General features: G+C 30.5%; 13 protein-coding genes and 1 pseudogene. 3 read left to right on the forward strand and 11 right to left on the reverse strand.

Going from position 1 to position 16,112, the window contains the following annotated elements; genetic code table 11:
* Positions 1-300 precede the first annotated feature (300 nt).
* Positions 301-546 carry a hypothetical protein gene (locus tag VQ048_RS10900; protein WP_327611714.1) on the forward strand — a complete coding sequence of 82 codons (246 nt, stop codon included), beginning with the start codon at positions 301-303 and terminating at the stop codon, positions 544-546.
* A gap of 33 nt (positions 547-579) precedes the next feature.
* Positions 580-1,143, forward strand: a complete 564-nt coding sequence (locus tag VQ048_RS10905; RefSeq protein WP_327611715.1) for a hypothetical protein — start codon at positions 580-582, stop codon at positions 1,141-1,143.
* A gap of 112 nt (positions 1,144-1,255) precedes the next feature.
* Here VQ048_RS10905 and VQ048_RS10910 read toward each other — a convergent pair whose 3' ends face one another.
* A complete protein-coding gene (locus VQ048_RS10910; protein ID WP_327611716.1) occupies positions 1,256-1,975 on the reverse strand; it encodes a TetR/AcrR family transcriptional regulator in 720 nt (239 codons plus the stop codon).
* A gap of 91 nt (positions 1,976-2,066) precedes the next feature.
* Between VQ048_RS10910 and VQ048_RS10915 the strand changes: the two genes are divergently transcribed.
* Positions 2,067-3,323, forward strand: a complete 1,257-nt coding sequence (locus VQ048_RS10915) for an aminotransferase class I/II-fold pyridoxal phosphate-dependent enzyme (RefSeq protein WP_327611717.1) — start codon at positions 2,067-2,069, stop codon at positions 3,321-3,323.
* Positions 3,324-3,354: 31 nt separating this feature from the next.
* Here the strand turns inward: VQ048_RS10915 and VQ048_RS10920 are convergent, their stop codons facing one another.
* From VQ048_RS10920 to VQ048_RS10965, 10 genes and pseudogenes are all read right to left on the reverse strand, one after another.
* The gene (locus VQ048_RS10920) at positions 3,355-5,535 is read right to left on the reverse strand and encodes a peptidase domain-containing ABC transporter (RefSeq protein ID WP_423154383.1); all 2,181 of its coding nucleotides are present in this window, start codon (positions 5,533-5,535) and stop codon (positions 3,355-3,357) included.
* Positions 5,536-5,575: 40 nt separating this feature from the next.
* Positions 5,576-6,844, reverse strand: a complete 1,269-nt coding sequence (locus tag VQ048_RS10925; RefSeq protein ID WP_327611718.1) for a hypothetical protein — start codon at positions 6,842-6,844, stop codon at positions 5,576-5,578.
* A gap of 77 nt (positions 6,845-6,921) precedes the next feature.
* Positions 6,922-7,095, reverse strand: coding sequence for a hypothetical protein (locus VQ048_RS10930; RefSeq protein WP_327611719.1), 174 nt, complete (start codon positions 7,093-7,095; stop codon positions 6,922-6,924).
* Positions 7,096-7,175: 80 nt separating this feature from the next.
* Entirely contained in the window at positions 7,176-9,530 is a 2,355-nt protein-coding gene (locus tag VQ048_RS10935; RefSeq protein WP_327611720.1) for a TonB-dependent receptor, read from the reverse strand.
* Positions 9,531-9,698: 168 nt separating this feature from the next.
* Positions 9,699-10,377: pseudogene (locus tag VQ048_RS10940) on the reverse strand (TraM recognition domain-containing protein); the annotation flags it as partial.
* A gap of 55 nt (positions 10,378-10,432) precedes the next feature.
* Entirely contained in the window at positions 10,433-10,618 is a 186-nt protein-coding gene (locus tag VQ048_RS10945) for a cysteine peptidase family C39 domain-containing protein (protein ID WP_327611721.1), read from the reverse strand.
* Positions 10,611-11,912: a radical SAM/SPASM domain-containing protein gene (locus tag VQ048_RS10950; RefSeq protein ID WP_327611722.1), complete on the reverse strand. Its 1,302-nt coding sequence runs from the start codon at positions 11,910-11,912 to the stop codon at positions 10,611-10,613. Before VQ048_RS10950 ends, VQ048_RS10945 begins: the two co-directional genes overlap by 8 nt.
* Before the next feature lie 93 nt (positions 11,913-12,005).
* Positions 12,006-12,269, reverse strand: a complete 264-nt coding sequence (locus VQ048_RS10955) for a hypothetical protein (protein ID WP_327611723.1) — start codon at positions 12,267-12,269, stop codon at positions 12,006-12,008.
* A gap of 28 nt (positions 12,270-12,297) precedes the next feature.
* Positions 12,298-14,601: an outer membrane beta-barrel protein gene (locus VQ048_RS10960; protein WP_327611724.1), complete on the reverse strand. Its 2,304-nt coding sequence runs from the start codon at positions 14,599-14,601 to the stop codon at positions 12,298-12,300.
* 164 nt (positions 14,602-14,765) lie between these two features.
* Positions 14,766-16,112: TraM recognition domain-containing protein (locus VQ048_RS10965; protein ID WP_327611725.1), on the reverse strand; the 1,347-nt coding region annotated here is incomplete at its 5' end.

Consider the following 16,112-nt stretch of genomic DNA (forward strand, 5'->3'; position numbering starts at 1 on the left):
GAAAATACTATGAATGAAAAATCTCAAGAGGTATCAGAAACTGAAGGAGAAAACACTCAGTCTTTAAAAAATGAAGTAACTCCATCGAGTAGAAAGTTTAAAATGTAAAAAAACAAAAACATTAACTGCTTAATAATTGAAATAAATCCTTCAATAAAGATAATTTAACACTTATATAATTTAATTAAAAACTTTATATACAGGTTATTAAAATACCATACTGTAAAAAAAAGATATATATCTTTTTTTTATCTCTAAATAAGGATTAAATTTGCCTGTTCATTTTTAATAAATTTTAATATGTACAGAATTTTAAATTTTCGAAAGTCAATAGCGTATATCGCTGTTGCATCTCTTGTCGTTACAGCGTGTAGGCAAGATGATATGTTAAATTCAAATGATAATTCATTTGGATCAGAGAGAGAGGTTACTTTTGATAAAGTAAATAATGCCTTATCGTTTAGTAGCAGAGATCAGTTAAAAGGCTATGTAAAGGAAAAGATTCCTAATATGAAGGTAAATGGGGCGGTTCCTCATTTGCGGTAAAAAGGGATTAAAAATAAGTTTTATTTAATTTTAATGAAAATAATTATGCTTAAAAAATTCATATATATTATTTCCTTTTGCCTTTCTTGCACATTTGTTCTGGCACAAGAGGAAAGTAATTTGGCTTCTATTAGTAAAATTAGCCTTGGTATAAGATCAATATCTTTTGACTACCAGGCTCCTGTAGCAAATTCATTTGTTTTGGATTCTAAATTAGGAATTGGTGCTAGTGCTAGAATTGAAAAAAGCGAGGTTATTTTAGATTATTTAAGATCCGCTATATTTTTCTCATCTGAACTTCGCTATTTGTATAGTTACAATAAACGGAAAAATTTAGGAAAAAACACCTTATACAATAGTGCTTCTTTTTTAGGGATCAAAACAAATTATCAATTAAAATCACTAAATAAAAAAAATGACCTCTACAGTGGAAATAATTTAAGTATTGCAGGAATTTGGGGGTTACAAAGAAGTCTTAATAAGAACTTTTTATTCAATCTTCATTTGGGAGTCGGATGGGTAAATGACTTTAATACAAGAAATTCAGCTTTTTATCCTGAAGTTGGTGTTGGATTTTCTTATATACTAACAAAATAAAAGTAAAAAAATAAAGATGCTGGATAAAGTTTACATTCAATAAATTAACAACCTAAAAAAGCCTTTTGTGAATCACAAAAGGCTTTTTCTTAATCTTTTTAGCAAACATTTCTTATTTCTCTAATTTATCAAAAGAAGAATTTATAATGAATTCGATAGCATTTAAGATTGAATTTTTTCCTTCCTCTGTATTCAAGTCAATACCACAAAATAAACTACCATTAGCTTTAGCGTGTAGATTAAGATAATATGTTCCTCCTAATAATAAAGCAACAACACCTCTAATATCTACATTAGATTTAGCAAATTTTTCGTCTATTAAAGAAAATAGCTGTTCACCAAGCTGCTCTCTACGGTCGGCTACCTTTCTTAACATCTCATTTTCTTCACTAATTTCCCAAGTGATTATTTTTTGTAGAGCCGTATCATCTCTGAATTTCTCAAAATGATTTTTGAGTAGAAAAAAAGCTTTATCCTCATCTAAATCCTCTTCTTTCGTGATTAAATTATTGAAAGTATTATTAGTTAAACCACTTTGCCAAAACTCATTTTTTTTAACATATTCTTCTACTAAGTTCTCCACTCCATTAAAATAAGTCCATATAAGTCTTTTATCAACTCCAGCAGCATCTGCAATATTCTTAGCATTTTTTAAACCTGCATACCCCTGACTTTCTAGTACTTTACCAACGGCTTCAATAAGGTTTTTTTGAGTTCTTGCTTTATCTCTAATAGATCCAGAATATCTTTTTCTTTTTTTTCCTTCACTCATATAAACTACTAATATATAAATTTTCCCTCCAAAGGTAGTATTTTTTGCTTTAAATGACAATTATATTTAAACATTTATTTAATTTTATCCTTATTTAAGGATATTTCTTATCTTTATACATATTTTAACAATTAAAAACAAAAGAAGTCGTATGGATTTTACTAAAAAAACTTTGAAAGATTTTGAAAATGTGGAAGATTTAAACATTTTCGAACGAGCTAAATTGAATAATGAGTACCTAAAATTCTTAGATGACAGAGGAGTCTTGAATTATAAAATTCTTGCAACTTCAGGGTGTAACTCAGAAATTAAATTGGCAAAACAAAAGCAATTATCAGAAGGTAACTATGTAAGCTTTGTTTGCAATGATTACCTAGGTTTCACACAACATCCTAAAGTGAAAGAAACCGTCATTAACGCGATTAATAAATATGGTACTGGTGCAGGTGCTTCTCCTCTAATTGGAGGTTATTTTAATTTTCACAAAGAGGTTGAAGATAAAATTTCCCGTTTTTTCGGAAAACCTCAGGGCTCTACCTTAATCTATACTACAGAGTATACAGCCAATAGTGCGTCTCTTCTTAGTCTACTTAAAAAAGAAGATATTGCTATTGTAGATATGGCAGTACATTCTAGTGTGTATGAAGGAATTATGGGAACTACAGTAAAACGATTTCTACATAATGATTTAGATCATCTCGAAAGGATACTGAAAGGAGTGAAAGATAAATATAGAACTAAAATGGTAATTGTTGATGGAGTTTATTCACAAGATGGAGATATAGCCCCCTTAAAAGATATGGTTAGTCTTTGTAAACAATATAATGCTGTTCTAATGGTTGATGATGCACATGGTATAGGAGTAATAGGAAAAACAGGAAGGGGAGCTATGGAATACTTTGATGTTTTAAATGATGTTGATATTATCACAGGTACTTTTAGCAAAACATTTGGTAATGTTGGTGGATATATTGTTGCTGACCCTAGTTTAATTTCCTATTTAAGCTATCAATCAAGACAATATGCTTTTTCAGCATCCGCTACTCCCGCAGTTTTAGGAGTATCTAAAGCAATTGAACTTATAGACGAAGAACCTTTTTGGCAGCAGAAACTATGGGAGAATATAAACTATTACAAATCAGGGTTGCAAGCATTAGGGTTTGATTTGGGTACTACAGAATCTGCTATTATTCCTGTGAAAACTGGGGATACTGAAAAAACATTCCAAGCAAGTAAAATTTTATTAGAAAATAAAATTTATACTAATCCAATAACTTATCCAGCAGTATCTGCTAAAAATTCTCGAATAAGAATGAGTATAATGGCCACTCACACAAAGGAACAACTGGATAAAGCACTGAATGTTTTTGAATATGTGAATAAAAAAGTAAATATTTCTATCAAATAAAAGAAATCATTTATAGAATTAGGTAGTTGGTTTAACTACCTAATTCTAATTGATTTCTAACCAAATTGTAATAACTTCCTCTTTTTTCTACAAGCTCTTGATGAGTTCCTAGTTCCGAAATCTCCCCTTTATCTAATACTACAATTTGATCAGCATTTTTTACTGTTGATAATCTATGAGCAATAATAACTACTGTTTTTCCTCTAAAGAAAGATTGTAAATTATCATGAATTATTTTCTCATTTTCAGCATCCAGAGCAGAAGTTGCTTCATCAAAGAATATATAATGTGGATTTTTATACACTGCTCTTGCAATTAGAATACGCTGTCTCTGCCCGCCTGAAATACCATTTCCAGCAGCACCTATTTTTGTTTTTAAACCTAGAGGTAGCGAATCAATGAAATCTCCTATATTAGCTATTTTAATGGCTTTTTGTAACTTATCATAATCAATATTTTCATCTCCCGTGGCTATATTTCGCTCTATAGTGTCAGAAAAAATATATCCGTCTTGCATGACGATACCACAATTTTCTCGGATATTTTGAGGAGAGATTTCTAAGATATTTGTTCCGTTATATTCTATACTGCCCGATACAGATTCATAAAATCGGAGCAATAATTTTATGAGTGATGTTTTACCGCTTCCACTTGCCCCAACAATTGCTGTAATTTTTCCTTCAGGGATAACTAAGTTTATATCTCTCAATACAAATGGTGATCTAGGTCCTTCATACTGAAAGCTTACTTTTTTGAGCTGAATACACTTTTTTGAGGTTCCAAAATCAATATTCTTTAGCCTGCTTAGACCTTTTGGAATTATTTGCTCTTCATTTGGCTTATTCTGAACCTCATTAAGTCTTTCCAAACTTAACTTTGCATCTTGTAAAGAACGGAAGAAATTAACTAATTGATTAACTGGAGAATTCATTTGACCTATGATATAGGATATAGAAAGTAACATCCCTAAAGTCATATCTCCTTTTACTACATAATTAGCTGCTAAAAAGGTTACTAGGATATTCTTCAGTTGATTAAGAAACTCAAAACCCGATAGTTGAACTTGATTTAATTTAAGTATTCTTATATTTAGTTTAAATAATTTCTTTTGAATATTTTCCCATTCCTTTCTCTTAAAATCCTCAAATTGGTTAAGTTTCATTTCGGTTACTCCATTGAGCATTTCATAAATAGACTCTTGATTTTCTGAACGCTGTTGAAAACTATAATAATCTAAAATCTTTCTCTTTTTTAGCCAAAAGAAAGACCACCCCACAGACAATATTGTTAGTGCTAAATAAACCAAAAGTATTTTAATATCGTAATACCATAACACCCCAAAAAAAACTGAAAAAGTAATTATAGAAAAAAAAGTTGTTAGGCTTTGTGAGGTTAAAAAACTTTCTATTCTTTCATTATCTTGAATCCGTTGATTAAAATCCCCCATAGTTTTGGTATCAAAAAACTTGACAGAAAGCTGAAGCATCTTTTTGAGAAAATCTGAAATAATTTTTATACTTAGATGCGTACCCACATAAAGCATTAACCAGTTTCTAATAATTTCAATGGTAATGGAGCCTAAGAAAACGCCTAATTGAGCTAATAAAATTATAAAAATAAAATTTAAGTCTTTGGCATTAACTCCTTTGTCAATAAGAGCTTCTGTTAGAAATGGAAAAATAAGAGTAAGACCACTCCCGAACAACAAAAGCAAGAACATAAGACTCAATTGTTTTCGATACGGTGCTAGGTAGCTTAGTAGATATTTTATGGATACCTTTTCTTGTTTTGGTGGAATTCTCTTTTCAAACTCTTCTGTAGGATTTAGAAACATAGCTACACCTGTATTCTCTTCTGACAGCCATGATTTTTTAAATTTATTTTCTGAAAGTTTTATGATGCCATAAGCGGGGTCAGCAATGTAAAAATCAACTCTATTAGAAAAAAAAGATTTTTTAATAGCAAATAATACAACAAAATGATTTTGATTCCAATGCAATATACAAGGTAATAATTCTTTTTGTTCTATAAGACTTTGAATATTGAGTTTAACAGATTGTGTTTCAAATCCTATCTTTTTGGCTGCCTCACTAATCCCCAAAAGGGATACTCCTTCACGAGTAATAAATGCTTTCTCTCTGAGGTATTCCATAGGATATATCTTACCATAGTGTCTTGTTATCATTGCAAGACACGCAGGCCCACAATCCATCAAATCTTTTTGGGGAAGAAAAAAAAATGCCATTAGAATATTACTCAACTATTTTTATGCCTTTTTTGTCATAAATCATTGACAAAAAATATAATCCAGCTTCTTTAGGCCATGAATCACAAAGATTTTCTAATAATTCATCAACAAGTTGTGTTTCAAAAGAATTTAATTTCTCAATAATATTTAACAACTCCATATGATATTTAATCTCCATTTTATATCCTCTAACATAAAATCTAAAGTTATCATCATCTTTTTCAGAAATAATTTTAAAAGGATATGTAAGTTTTATTTTCTTACCCGATAAATCTCTATCTTCAATAAGTTCACCTTTAGATTTTTCATATGTTATTGGAGAGTCTTCCCAACCACAATTACTTATGAGTCCCTTTTTATACTCGTCGTACAACATGAATAAAAAATCTTTAAAATTTAAGTTTAATATTTTATCTCCGAGATTAACTATTGATAAAAAATCTTCAAAATTTGAATTGCTATTGAAATAATTCAGATTTGGATTGATAATTTCTTCATTTTTATCATCTACATATTGAGTGAAAAAAGTATTAAATATGTTATTTAAGTAAGTAATTTTGGTAGGATTATTAAACCAAAATGTAATTCCAATTGAAAAATCGTCACTTTTACCTATATGAAACTGATTCCAAGGCATAAAATATAAATCCCTCGATCCAAAATCAAATTTCTCAGCATACTTAAGCAATGGTGCTATATCATGATTATTATGTTTTGTTCCTGTTAACTCATCATATTTTTTTTCCTCCCAAGTATACATTGTTTTTCTACCTGGACCTAAATGAAAATGAATAACATTAGCTCCTCGATGGTCTTGATGTATTCCCAAAGGAGTCCAACCATAATTGCCAATAAAAATGGTAGCATGCATACCTGCTACAGGCAACCCCACCGCTTCAGTAAGAGGTTTTGTTATTTTTATCAATTTTTCCGAGATATATGAAGAATATCTTTCAGAAGCATTGAATATAATACCAAACTTTTGTTTAAATAATCTATTGCAGTAGGCTTCTATTGATTCATCTTCTGAAATAGGATTTTCAAACATTTTGTCTCTAAACTCTATATTAACCTTACTAACGTTTTCTTCTGGAAAATATAGTCTGAAGCCACCTTTTTCACCAGATTTCAATTTATTAATTAGTGCGTTTTGTACTGCTTTATTGAAATGGAACAAATCTTCCTTACTTAAGACATTTTCTATTACACAAGTCTTTTTGAAAGAGTCATTGATATTTAAAAAATCATTCCACCATTCTTTACTAAAAGTCATATTTATATTTTTTTTATTAAACCATAAAGAAAAGAGTAATAGAGCAAATCTTTATGATTTGCTCTATTACAGCGATTTTAGCAGCCGCAACCACTTCCTGATTCTGTCTCAGTTACTGTTTCTTTGACTGTCACAGTCACTCTAACTTTGACATTGTCTTCTGCTACTCCCCCTCTGATGGTATTTTCTTCTAGAGGGTTTAACGTTTTCGCATTAAGAAAACGCTTCGCATCAAATTTTGAATTTTTCATATTTCAAAATTTTTAAGTTAATAAATATGAGTTATAAGTTTTAAGACATTAACTCCTCATGGTCTTTTTCATAAAAAAGCTTATAACCTTCCTCTAACCTCGTCAGAACTTTCTATACTTTGTTTTTTTATTTTGTTTTTGTTATCGAAAGTATATTGTATCAACAAAGTAAAATTTCTTGTGGTAGGTTTCATATAGAATTGATAATAAAAGTCAGGATAATAACTCACTAAATCTGTTCTTTTAGAATTGAATACATCTTGTACTCGGAAGAATAAAAGCAAAGAATTATTTAGCAAAGTTTTGCGAATCGAAAAATCTGTAGAAGTATTGTATCTACTACGATTATTGAATGAGGTTTCATTGCTCTGAAAACGATGTTCAGCTTCTATACTCCAATCATTTGGTAATTTTACTCTAGCAAAAATGTTTTCATACCAATTAGTTCCCTGAAATCTTCCTTCTGGCAAATCATATTTGCCGTTAAATATGCCGGCTGACAAGTTTATATACAACCACTTTGTTAAATTATCTGCATAGGTATAATCGACACTCCATAATTCTTCCATTCCTGAGTTTACGGGTTTCACAATATTGATTTTATCAGAGTTTGTGATATAAATATCTCTAATGTAATCTATCGTTTTTTGGAAACCAAATGTCAATGAATATTTTTTGTAATCAAATCCTAATTTATAGCTATTGGTATAATAAGGTTTTAATTCAGGGTTACCTTCTGAATATTGAAAATCATTTGTTTTAAAGATATATGGTGTTAAATCACTAAAACTTGGACGACTTATGCTTCGTCTATAATTTACATTTGCCGAAATATTTTTATTAAAATCGTATTTGTAGTAAAAACTTGGAAACCAATCAGTATAGCGTTTTCCAACACCTTTTCCTGTGATATTATCGTTGCCATTCATATTGGTATATTCCATTCTTAAACCTAATTTTAAGAAATTATTTCCCCATTGTTTGCTACCACTAGCATACGTGGCATAAATCTTTTCATTACTTGTAAAGTCCTGATTTTTATCTTTTTGAGGATTCCACTTTTGATTTTCGAGGATAAAGTTTTTTTGCTCATTATCTCTAAAAATGGTATTAAATTTTGCCCCAATAAGCAGTCCCAAACCATCGTCAAATGTTTGATTGTAGTCTACCTGACTACTGAGATATCGGGATTTAGAAAGTCCATTAGTTTGTATATGATTGTCTTTTGCAGGAATGTTTGGATAACGAGTATCAACTTGAGAAGAGTTACTAAAATAGTTCTCCCCCATATCTGATAAAACACGTAAATCGCTTCCTTTTTCATCTAGTTTTAAGGTGTAATTAAATTGTGCAAATCTATTTTTAACCAACATTCTTGTTAAACTCAATCCATCAGAAACTATCTGCATTTGATTGGGTTTAGTAACTGTAAATTCCCCAGGTTCATCATAATCATTTTTCCATTGATTATAAGTAAGTGAAATACCTAATTCATTTTTAGGATTGATGTAATAAACAGCACCGATTTGCGAGTTAAAATATTTTTGATTATTCTCAAAGGTGCCATCAGAAAATTGTTTCGTTCCATCATTATGAAAGAAATGTGTAAAGGAAGCACCCCCGTTTGTTTCTTTTTGAAAATTCAAATTGGTGTACATATATAATTTTTCTGAGCCATATTGAGCATTCCAGCCCGATACATGGTGTTGGTTTTCTTTCGTATAATATTTCATATATTGCTTAGAAACCAAACGTAAGCCTTTAGGATTATTTTTCAAAACAATGTTAATCACTCCATTCTTGATTGAACCATCTTGAGTGGCATCTGCTGTTTCTTGAACCTCAATACGCTTTATGTTTTCAGAATTGATGGTAGACAGGTACGCTTGTAAATCCTCGGGAGAAAGATTCATTTTACGTCCATTAATTAGCACTAAAGCCGCTTTATTTTTCACTTTAAACCCACTACTTCCATCAGACATAATTTTTGGCGTTTTTGAGAGTAACTCTCCCGCAGAGTTTCCTTTAGCAAAAGGAGAATTTTCTACATCAAATTGAAGTTTATCTCCTACTTGCTTAATTATTTTTCTTTTCACATTGATAACAACTTCCTGCAATTCAGTACTCTCTTCCATTTTTAATATCCCTAAATCCACATCATTTGAAATATTCATTCCTTTTTTTGTAAAAGCTGCCCCAAAATACTCTAGTTTTAGCGTGTAGTCTCCTTTTGGAACTGTTATTATAAATACCCCTAAACTATCCGTTACAACACCACTATAAACACTATCTTTCTTCATCAATACTGCATTTACAAACTCAATCGGTTTATTTGATGAGTTTCCAATTACCTTTCCTTTAATTTGATATTGCTGGGCGTAAATATTAACACCTCCTAAAACCATAATAAATAATAAATAACCCAGTCTGTACATCTTCTTTTTTACATTTATTCTCCAACAAAGGAAATAAAATAAATTTGAGTGAGCAAATTTTTTTTATGATTTTTTAAAGAAAATTTAGGTAAAGCATAAATTTAAGAATGGTTTAAATAAAAATAGTAGTGATGATAATATTAAATTACACAAAAACTCATTTGTTTATTACCCATTATCAACTAAATGTTGTAAATCCGGGTCATTAGCAATTCTATCCATTTCACTTTCTACAAGGGTTACAATATCGGCTTTGATTTGCTTGTAATTCGCCTCTACTTGTTGTTTCATTTATTCATCACTAAAGGATAAAATGTTAGGTATTTTTTTTGTAGGCTTTAGTTTCTTTGGCTACCTTTTCATTATCTACCACAATTTGAGCGTGGAATATCTTTTGGTCGATACGCTGGTCGAAGTTATCCGATACTGAACCCACAAACATTCCTTGTGTAAGGTTCGATATTTTACTCGGTGGTATCAAACTATCCATTTGTGTACTAATCGAAGTCGATTTATCACTTCGGTTGATGGTCATACTTTGGCGTTTTTGTAAGACTTTATCGAAACGCTCGGACAAGGTTTTTGCTGTTTTACCCACAACCTGCCCACTGAAAATATTGCCCACTGTATTTTGAATTACCTTACTTTCTTTATCGCCATAATCCCTTGTTAGTTGTGAAAAATCTTGAAAACCTAAACACACCGCCACTTTGTTACTCCTTGCTGTAGCAATCAAGTTATCCAGTCCACGAAAATAAATCGTAGGTAACTCATCAATGATTACAGACGACTTTAACTGTCCCTTTTTATTGATGAGTTTTACAATTCTGGAATTGTATACGTAAAGAAACTATTCTCTTTGTTCTATAAGGTCTTGTACATCAATTTTTATAGATTGCGCTTCAAAATCCTATTTTTTTTTCAGCTTCACTAATTCCTAATAGAGATACTCCCTCACGAGTTATAAATGCTTTTTCTCTGAGATATTCTACTGGGTATTTCTTGCCGTAATATCTTGCTATCATAGCAAGGCAGGCTGGACCACAATCCATCTGGTCTTTTTGGGGGACAAAGGAATTTTTATTCAAAATTATTGAGGAGTAATAAAAATTTATTTTTTACAACTTCAGTTTTTCGATTTTCATCAAAATCATACATACAATAATCGTCAGTATGTTCCAATGCTTGCTGACTACATCCTCCATTACAAATAGGTAATAATCTACATGTTAAACAAGGGGTGTTTTTAAATTTAGCATTTAATCTATTGTAATATTTATCATTCCATCTAATTTGTCCTTCTTCAGTTAAAACACCTTCTCTGTTTTGCTTATCAAAATTCCTGGCAGTACACTTGAAAACATTTCCGTCATAGTTAATTGTTGCCTGATTACTTTTATCTGCATAGCATGAATTCCTAACGCTATCAACATTACTAATAACGGAACTTACCCTAAACCCTTTTGTCGAGAATAAATTCATTAACTCAATAACCTTTTGTCTGCTTTCAAATGTATCCTCTGTTTGCCAAACTCTTTGAAAATCAACTTTCATGTTTTTACGATAACTCTTTTCCAAAGCTAACACATCATTGTAGATATCTTTAACTGTATCTAATTTGTCTTTAGTGTAATTTATTCTTAAAGATACATGGAAATTATTTCTGCATAATTTAAATATATTATTAATTATTTCCCTATAAGAGCCTCTACTTTTGCTAACATATCTAACTTTATTATGTTCTTCCTCATTTCCATCTAGTGTTATTTGAAAACCTTTTACACCATATTTTTTAAAATCTTGAATCATTTTATCGTTAATTAAGTAGCCATTTGTGGTAAAAGAACATGAAAAAGAAACATTATTCTCAATACATCTATTATAAGCATACTCAATTATAGGAAATACATTTTTGTCATAATATAACAATGGTTCTCCTCCAAACCATGAAAGCCTAAAATATTTTAACTCTTTATTCTTGACTTTATTGTCTATAAAAGATTGTATTTTTTTTAAGTTTACATCATTTAGCCTAGAATTTTTTATATGACTCTCATAACAATACCAACATTTAAAATTACAATTCATTGTAGGGTTAATCGTTAAAAGGAATGTTTCTTTATTAAAATCAACTTTAGCCCTTAAATCTTTTACCAACTGTAATTCATCAACTGAATCATCAACAATCATACCCTTATCAACTAATGTATCGTAAAGGGTTTCATGATAGTTAGTTAAATCGTCTAGTTTATTTTCATTAGTAGCAGCTTGGTACAATTCATACAATAAAGGCTCCAGTAATATGAAATTATCTTTTAATGAATTATAAATAACCCACTTTTCATTATAAAAAAAACTTGTATTAAATTGACTGTTTTTCATTTATAAATATTTATTTGTTTTAAACAAACTCCACAAGCATTGCTTGTGGAGTTATTCAGTATTAGAGATAACTAATACTTTGGAAAACACTTATCACTTCATAGTCTCTGGATAATTGTGGCAAGTTCCAGTATTTTCTTCACCTGAACAATTACCATGGTTATGGCAATCACCAGAATTTCTGTCAAGAGCTGTAGCAACTCCCTTAATAACTGTAATACCACCTTTCAGTTTTCCTTGCTCTGTTTCCTTCAGATTTTCCATTTTCTGAAGAATTTCTTGAAATGATTTTTCATTTTTCATACGAACAGTTTTTTTGTTATACTTACTCATTGCTGGCTTTTCAGTTTCCGCCATTTGAATCTCTCTTTGTGATTCTAGTTTATTAAAATGTCACGGCATCTGTTGGACGATTATTCAATTTTTTCTTCATTTGTAGTTTCTTACCACTTGAAAAATCATAACTCAACCCGAGGACGAACATATTTTTGTTATTGAATATTTCTGTATGAGAAGTATAATTAACTAAACTTCCCTCTATTGTTTTAGTATCGTATTTTGATGGCATTCCTATCCAATACATTCCTGCTGAGAAATACCAGCTATCTTTTTTATACCCTACAAATAAATGACTTTTATTTTCATCAGTAGATAAAAACAATCCTTTCAAAGAGTACGTAGGAATATTAAATTGATATTGGAGATTGAAATTCTTATATGCAGAATTAATAGTAAAAATATTACTCCAACGCATATTTTTCAATTCATTATTGTTAGATAATAAAATAGACTGATAAATAGGAGCTACAATGGCTTTTATAGATAATAAGTTATTTCCAAATGGTTTCACTCTCCCAATAAAATTAAGTCCGTATTCTTTGTAGTGTTTGCTATTTACACTTTTTAAATTATAATAATTTTGTGTAGAGTTATAAGTATATAAACTAATGATTGGGTTATTAGTGTACTCATAAAAAGCAGACATATTTATATCAAAATACTTATTGTAATACGAATAAATTAAATCATTTGACCATTTATTTGAAGGTTTTAAATAGGGATTACCGCTTGACACTAAATTAGGTGCAACTTGAATTACATTAGGGCTTAATTCTGCTCCACTAGGGTTATTAGTATTGTATTGAGAATAAAGCCTTAGTGTATGATTTTTCATTAAAGAGTAAGATAAAACTATTTTAGGATTAGGTATCCAATAATTAGTTGTTTCAACGGCACTTTTATTATTTATATTCGTTAATCCCATACTCAAACGATAATTCAAATTCTTCCATTTAGAAGAGTATTCGGTATAAAGATATTGTTCTAAATAATTTACATCATATTGTGAATTTCCTAAAAGATTCTTTAAGTTATTGGAAATAGCTGTGTTTTGTATAAGGTAACCTGAATTTAGTTGTCCTTTTTCAAACTTATGTGTGTGAGCAATCTCCCCCACAATACCTGTTTGTGTAGTTTCTAAATTCATATTGTCATTAAATACATTTGTATTTGTTGCAATATTCCATTCACGCTTGAGGCGAGTTGATTGAGTTTTATAATGAGAACCAATAATATTAAAAATTAACTCATCTTTCTCTCCGAGATTCTTAGAATAATAGATATCTAAAGTTGGATTAGTATATTTAGAGTTTCCTTCTTGTATAGATTGATGATTTGTTTTAGTATTACCCTCTTGAAAAAGGCTCTTACCTTCCCCATCTAAAAAATTACTAAAAGGCGTAATTGTAAATTTTATTTGAAAAGTATAATCATCAGGAATCGCTCGTGTATAACGAAGTGCTATATCTTGATTAGTATAGCCAAAGTGATCCTTTTGGTGATTAAGAATATGATATTTTTTATTATTTAATTGGTAGGTATAAGTGTTTTCATTCTGACGATTATTATAGTTTCTTACATTTATCTTATATTCCAAACCAAAACTATTATTTCCTTTGGTATAATCTGCATAAGCAAAACCATTTACAAAACCTGTGGTAAAGGCTGAGAACACCTCTGCTCCATAGGAATATCCTACCTCGGGATTTTGTGTGATAATATTAACCACTATATTTGCTCTATTTGCCCATCGTGTAGGAGGGATGTCGTAATATATTACTCTTTTCACATGAGTAGGAGCGATACTTTTAATTTGATTATCTGTTGCTTCTATTCCATTAACAAGAAATAAAACTTTCCCCCCTCTAGTGCTATTTACTGCTTGAGATATGGGATCTAACTGTAATTCAGGCAATGAAACCAATAAATCTTTTGCATAACGGGCTTTTTCTAAGGTTTCTTTATCAAAAGAATAAATTGCCCTATCTGAATACTGCTTTTTTGATGACGCCTCAATCACAATTTCCGACAAAGTTATAAATTGCTCTATCGGTAATATTCCTAAATCTAAATCTTTATAAAGTGATATGTCTTTACTTAAGAAAACTTGACTAAATTGCTCCAATTTTAGCGTGTAGTCTCCTTTTGGAGCTGTTATTATAAATCCCCCTAAACTATCCGTTACAGCACCACTATAAACACTATCTTTCTTCATCAACATTGCATTTACAAACTCAACTGGCTTATTTGATGAGTTTCCAATTACCTTTCCTTTAATTTGATATTGCTGGGCGTAAACATTGATGCCACCAGATATTACAACGAGTAATAAAAAAAACAATCTATACATCTTATTTTTATACTTATTCTCCAACAAAGGAAATAAAATAAATTTGAATGAGAAAATCTTTTTTATGATTTTTTTAAAGAAAATTTAGGTAAAGTATAAATTTAAAAATGGTTTAAATAAAAATAGTAGTGATGATAATATTAAATTACACAAAACACATTTGTTTATTGCTCATTATCAATTAAATGTTGTAAATCTGGGTCATTAGCAATTCTCTCCATTTCACTTTCTACAAGGGTTACAATATCGGCTTTGATTTGCTTGTAATTCGCCTCTACTTGTTGTTTCATTTCTTCATCACTAAAGGATAAAATGTTAGGTATTTTTTTGTAGGCTTTAGTTTCTTTGGCGACCTTCTCATTATCTACCACAATTTGAGCGTGGAATATCTTTTGGTCGATACGCTGGTCGAAGTTATCCGATACTGAACCCACAAACATTCCTTGTGTAAGGTTCGATATTTTACTCGGTGGTATCAAACTATCCATTTGTGTACTAATCGAAGTCGATTTATCACTTCGGTTAATGGTCATACTTTGGCGTTTTTGTAAAACTTTACCGAAACGCTCGGACAAGGTTTTCGCTGTTTCACCTACAACCTGCCCACTGAAAATATTTCCCACTGTATTTTGAATTACCTTACTTTCTTTATCGCCATAATCCCTTGTTAGTTGTGAAAAATCTTGAAAACCTAAACAGACCGCTACTTTGTTACTCCTTGCTGTGGCAATCAAATTATCCAGTCCACGAAAATAAATCGTTGGGAGCTCATCAATAATCACAGACGACTTTAACTGTCCTTTTTTGTTGATGAGTTTTACAATACGAGAGTTATAAAGCCCCAAGGCTGCCGAATAAATATTTTGCCTATCGGGATTATTCCCTACACAAAGAATTTTAGGCTCTTTGGGGTTGTTAATATCCAAAGAAAAGTCATCGCCCGTCATCACCCAATACAACTGTGGTGAAATCATTCTTGATAAAGGGATTTTTGCACTCGCTATCTGTCCTTGTAATTGGTCTTGGGCTCCGCCTTGCCAAGCGTCCATAAAGGGCGATAAATAGTTTTCTAATTCGGTATAGGAAGTTAAAATCGTAAAGATGTCCGCATAGGGCTTATTTAGTAATTCAATGGCGTGTGGGAAAGTACAATACTTACCATTCTCATAGATTTTCAAAAACCAAATGATAGCCGCTAATAAAATGATGGGCGATTCCACAAAGAAATCCCCTTGCTTCTGTATCCAAGTTCGGTTTAGGTTGAGCATAATCGTATAAGCACTCTCGTACGCATCGGATATATCTGTCATAAATTGAGGATTGATTGGATTACAACGGTGGCTCTTGCGTGGGTCATCGAAGTTTATGACATAAAATTGAGGCTTAATTTCGTATTTATCTAAGTGTTTTAACAAATGGTTATAGGCAATGGTAGAAAGGTCATCAAATTTAAAATCGTAGATATACATTGAAAAACCTTTTTCAATTTGTTGCTTGATATAATTGTTTAC

It is taken from the genome of Bergeyella anatis (assembly GCF_036016955.1).
Classification (GTDB): Bacteria; Bacteroidota; Bacteroidia; order Flavobacteriales; family Weeksellaceae; genus JAYWXI01.

Bases quoted from the DNA above. Each gene is read 5' to 3' on its own strand.
- VQ048_RS10900 (WP_327611714.1), top strand. From the start codon at position 301: ATGTACAGAATTTTAAATTTTCGAAAGTCAATAGCGTATATCGCTGTT.
- VQ048_RS10905 (WP_327611715.1), top strand. From the start codon at position 580: ATGAAAATAATTATGCTTAAAAAATTCATATATATTATTTCCTTTTGC.
- VQ048_RS10915 (WP_327611717.1), top strand. From the start codon at position 2,067: ATGGATTTTACTAAAAAAACTTTGAAAGATTTTGAAAATGTGGAAGAT.
- VQ048_RS10920 (WP_423154383.1), bottom strand. From the start codon at position 5,535: ATGGATTGTGGGCCTGCGTGTCTTGCAATGATAACAAGACACTATGGT.
- VQ048_RS10925 (WP_327611718.1), bottom strand. From the start codon at position 6,844: ATGACTTTTAGTAAAGAATGGTGGAATGATTTTTTAAATATCAATGAC.
- VQ048_RS10930 (WP_327611719.1), bottom strand. From the start codon at position 7,095: ATGAAAAATTCAAAATTTGATGCGAAGCGTTTTCTTAATGCGAAAACG.
- VQ048_RS10935 (WP_327611720.1), bottom strand. From the start codon at position 9,530: ATGTACAGACTGGGTTATTTATTATTTATTATGGTTTTAGGAGGTGTT.
- VQ048_RS10950 (WP_327611722.1), bottom strand. From the start codon at position 11,912: ATGAAAAACAGTCAATTTAATACAAGTTTTTTTTATAATGAAAAGTGG.
- VQ048_RS10955 (WP_327611723.1), bottom strand. From the start codon at position 12,269: ATGGCGGAAACTGAAAAGCCAGCAATGAGTAAGTATAACAAAAAAACT.
- VQ048_RS10960 (WP_327611724.1), bottom strand. From the start codon at position 14,601: ATGTATAGATTGTTTTTTTTATTACTCGTTGTAATATCTGGTGGCATC.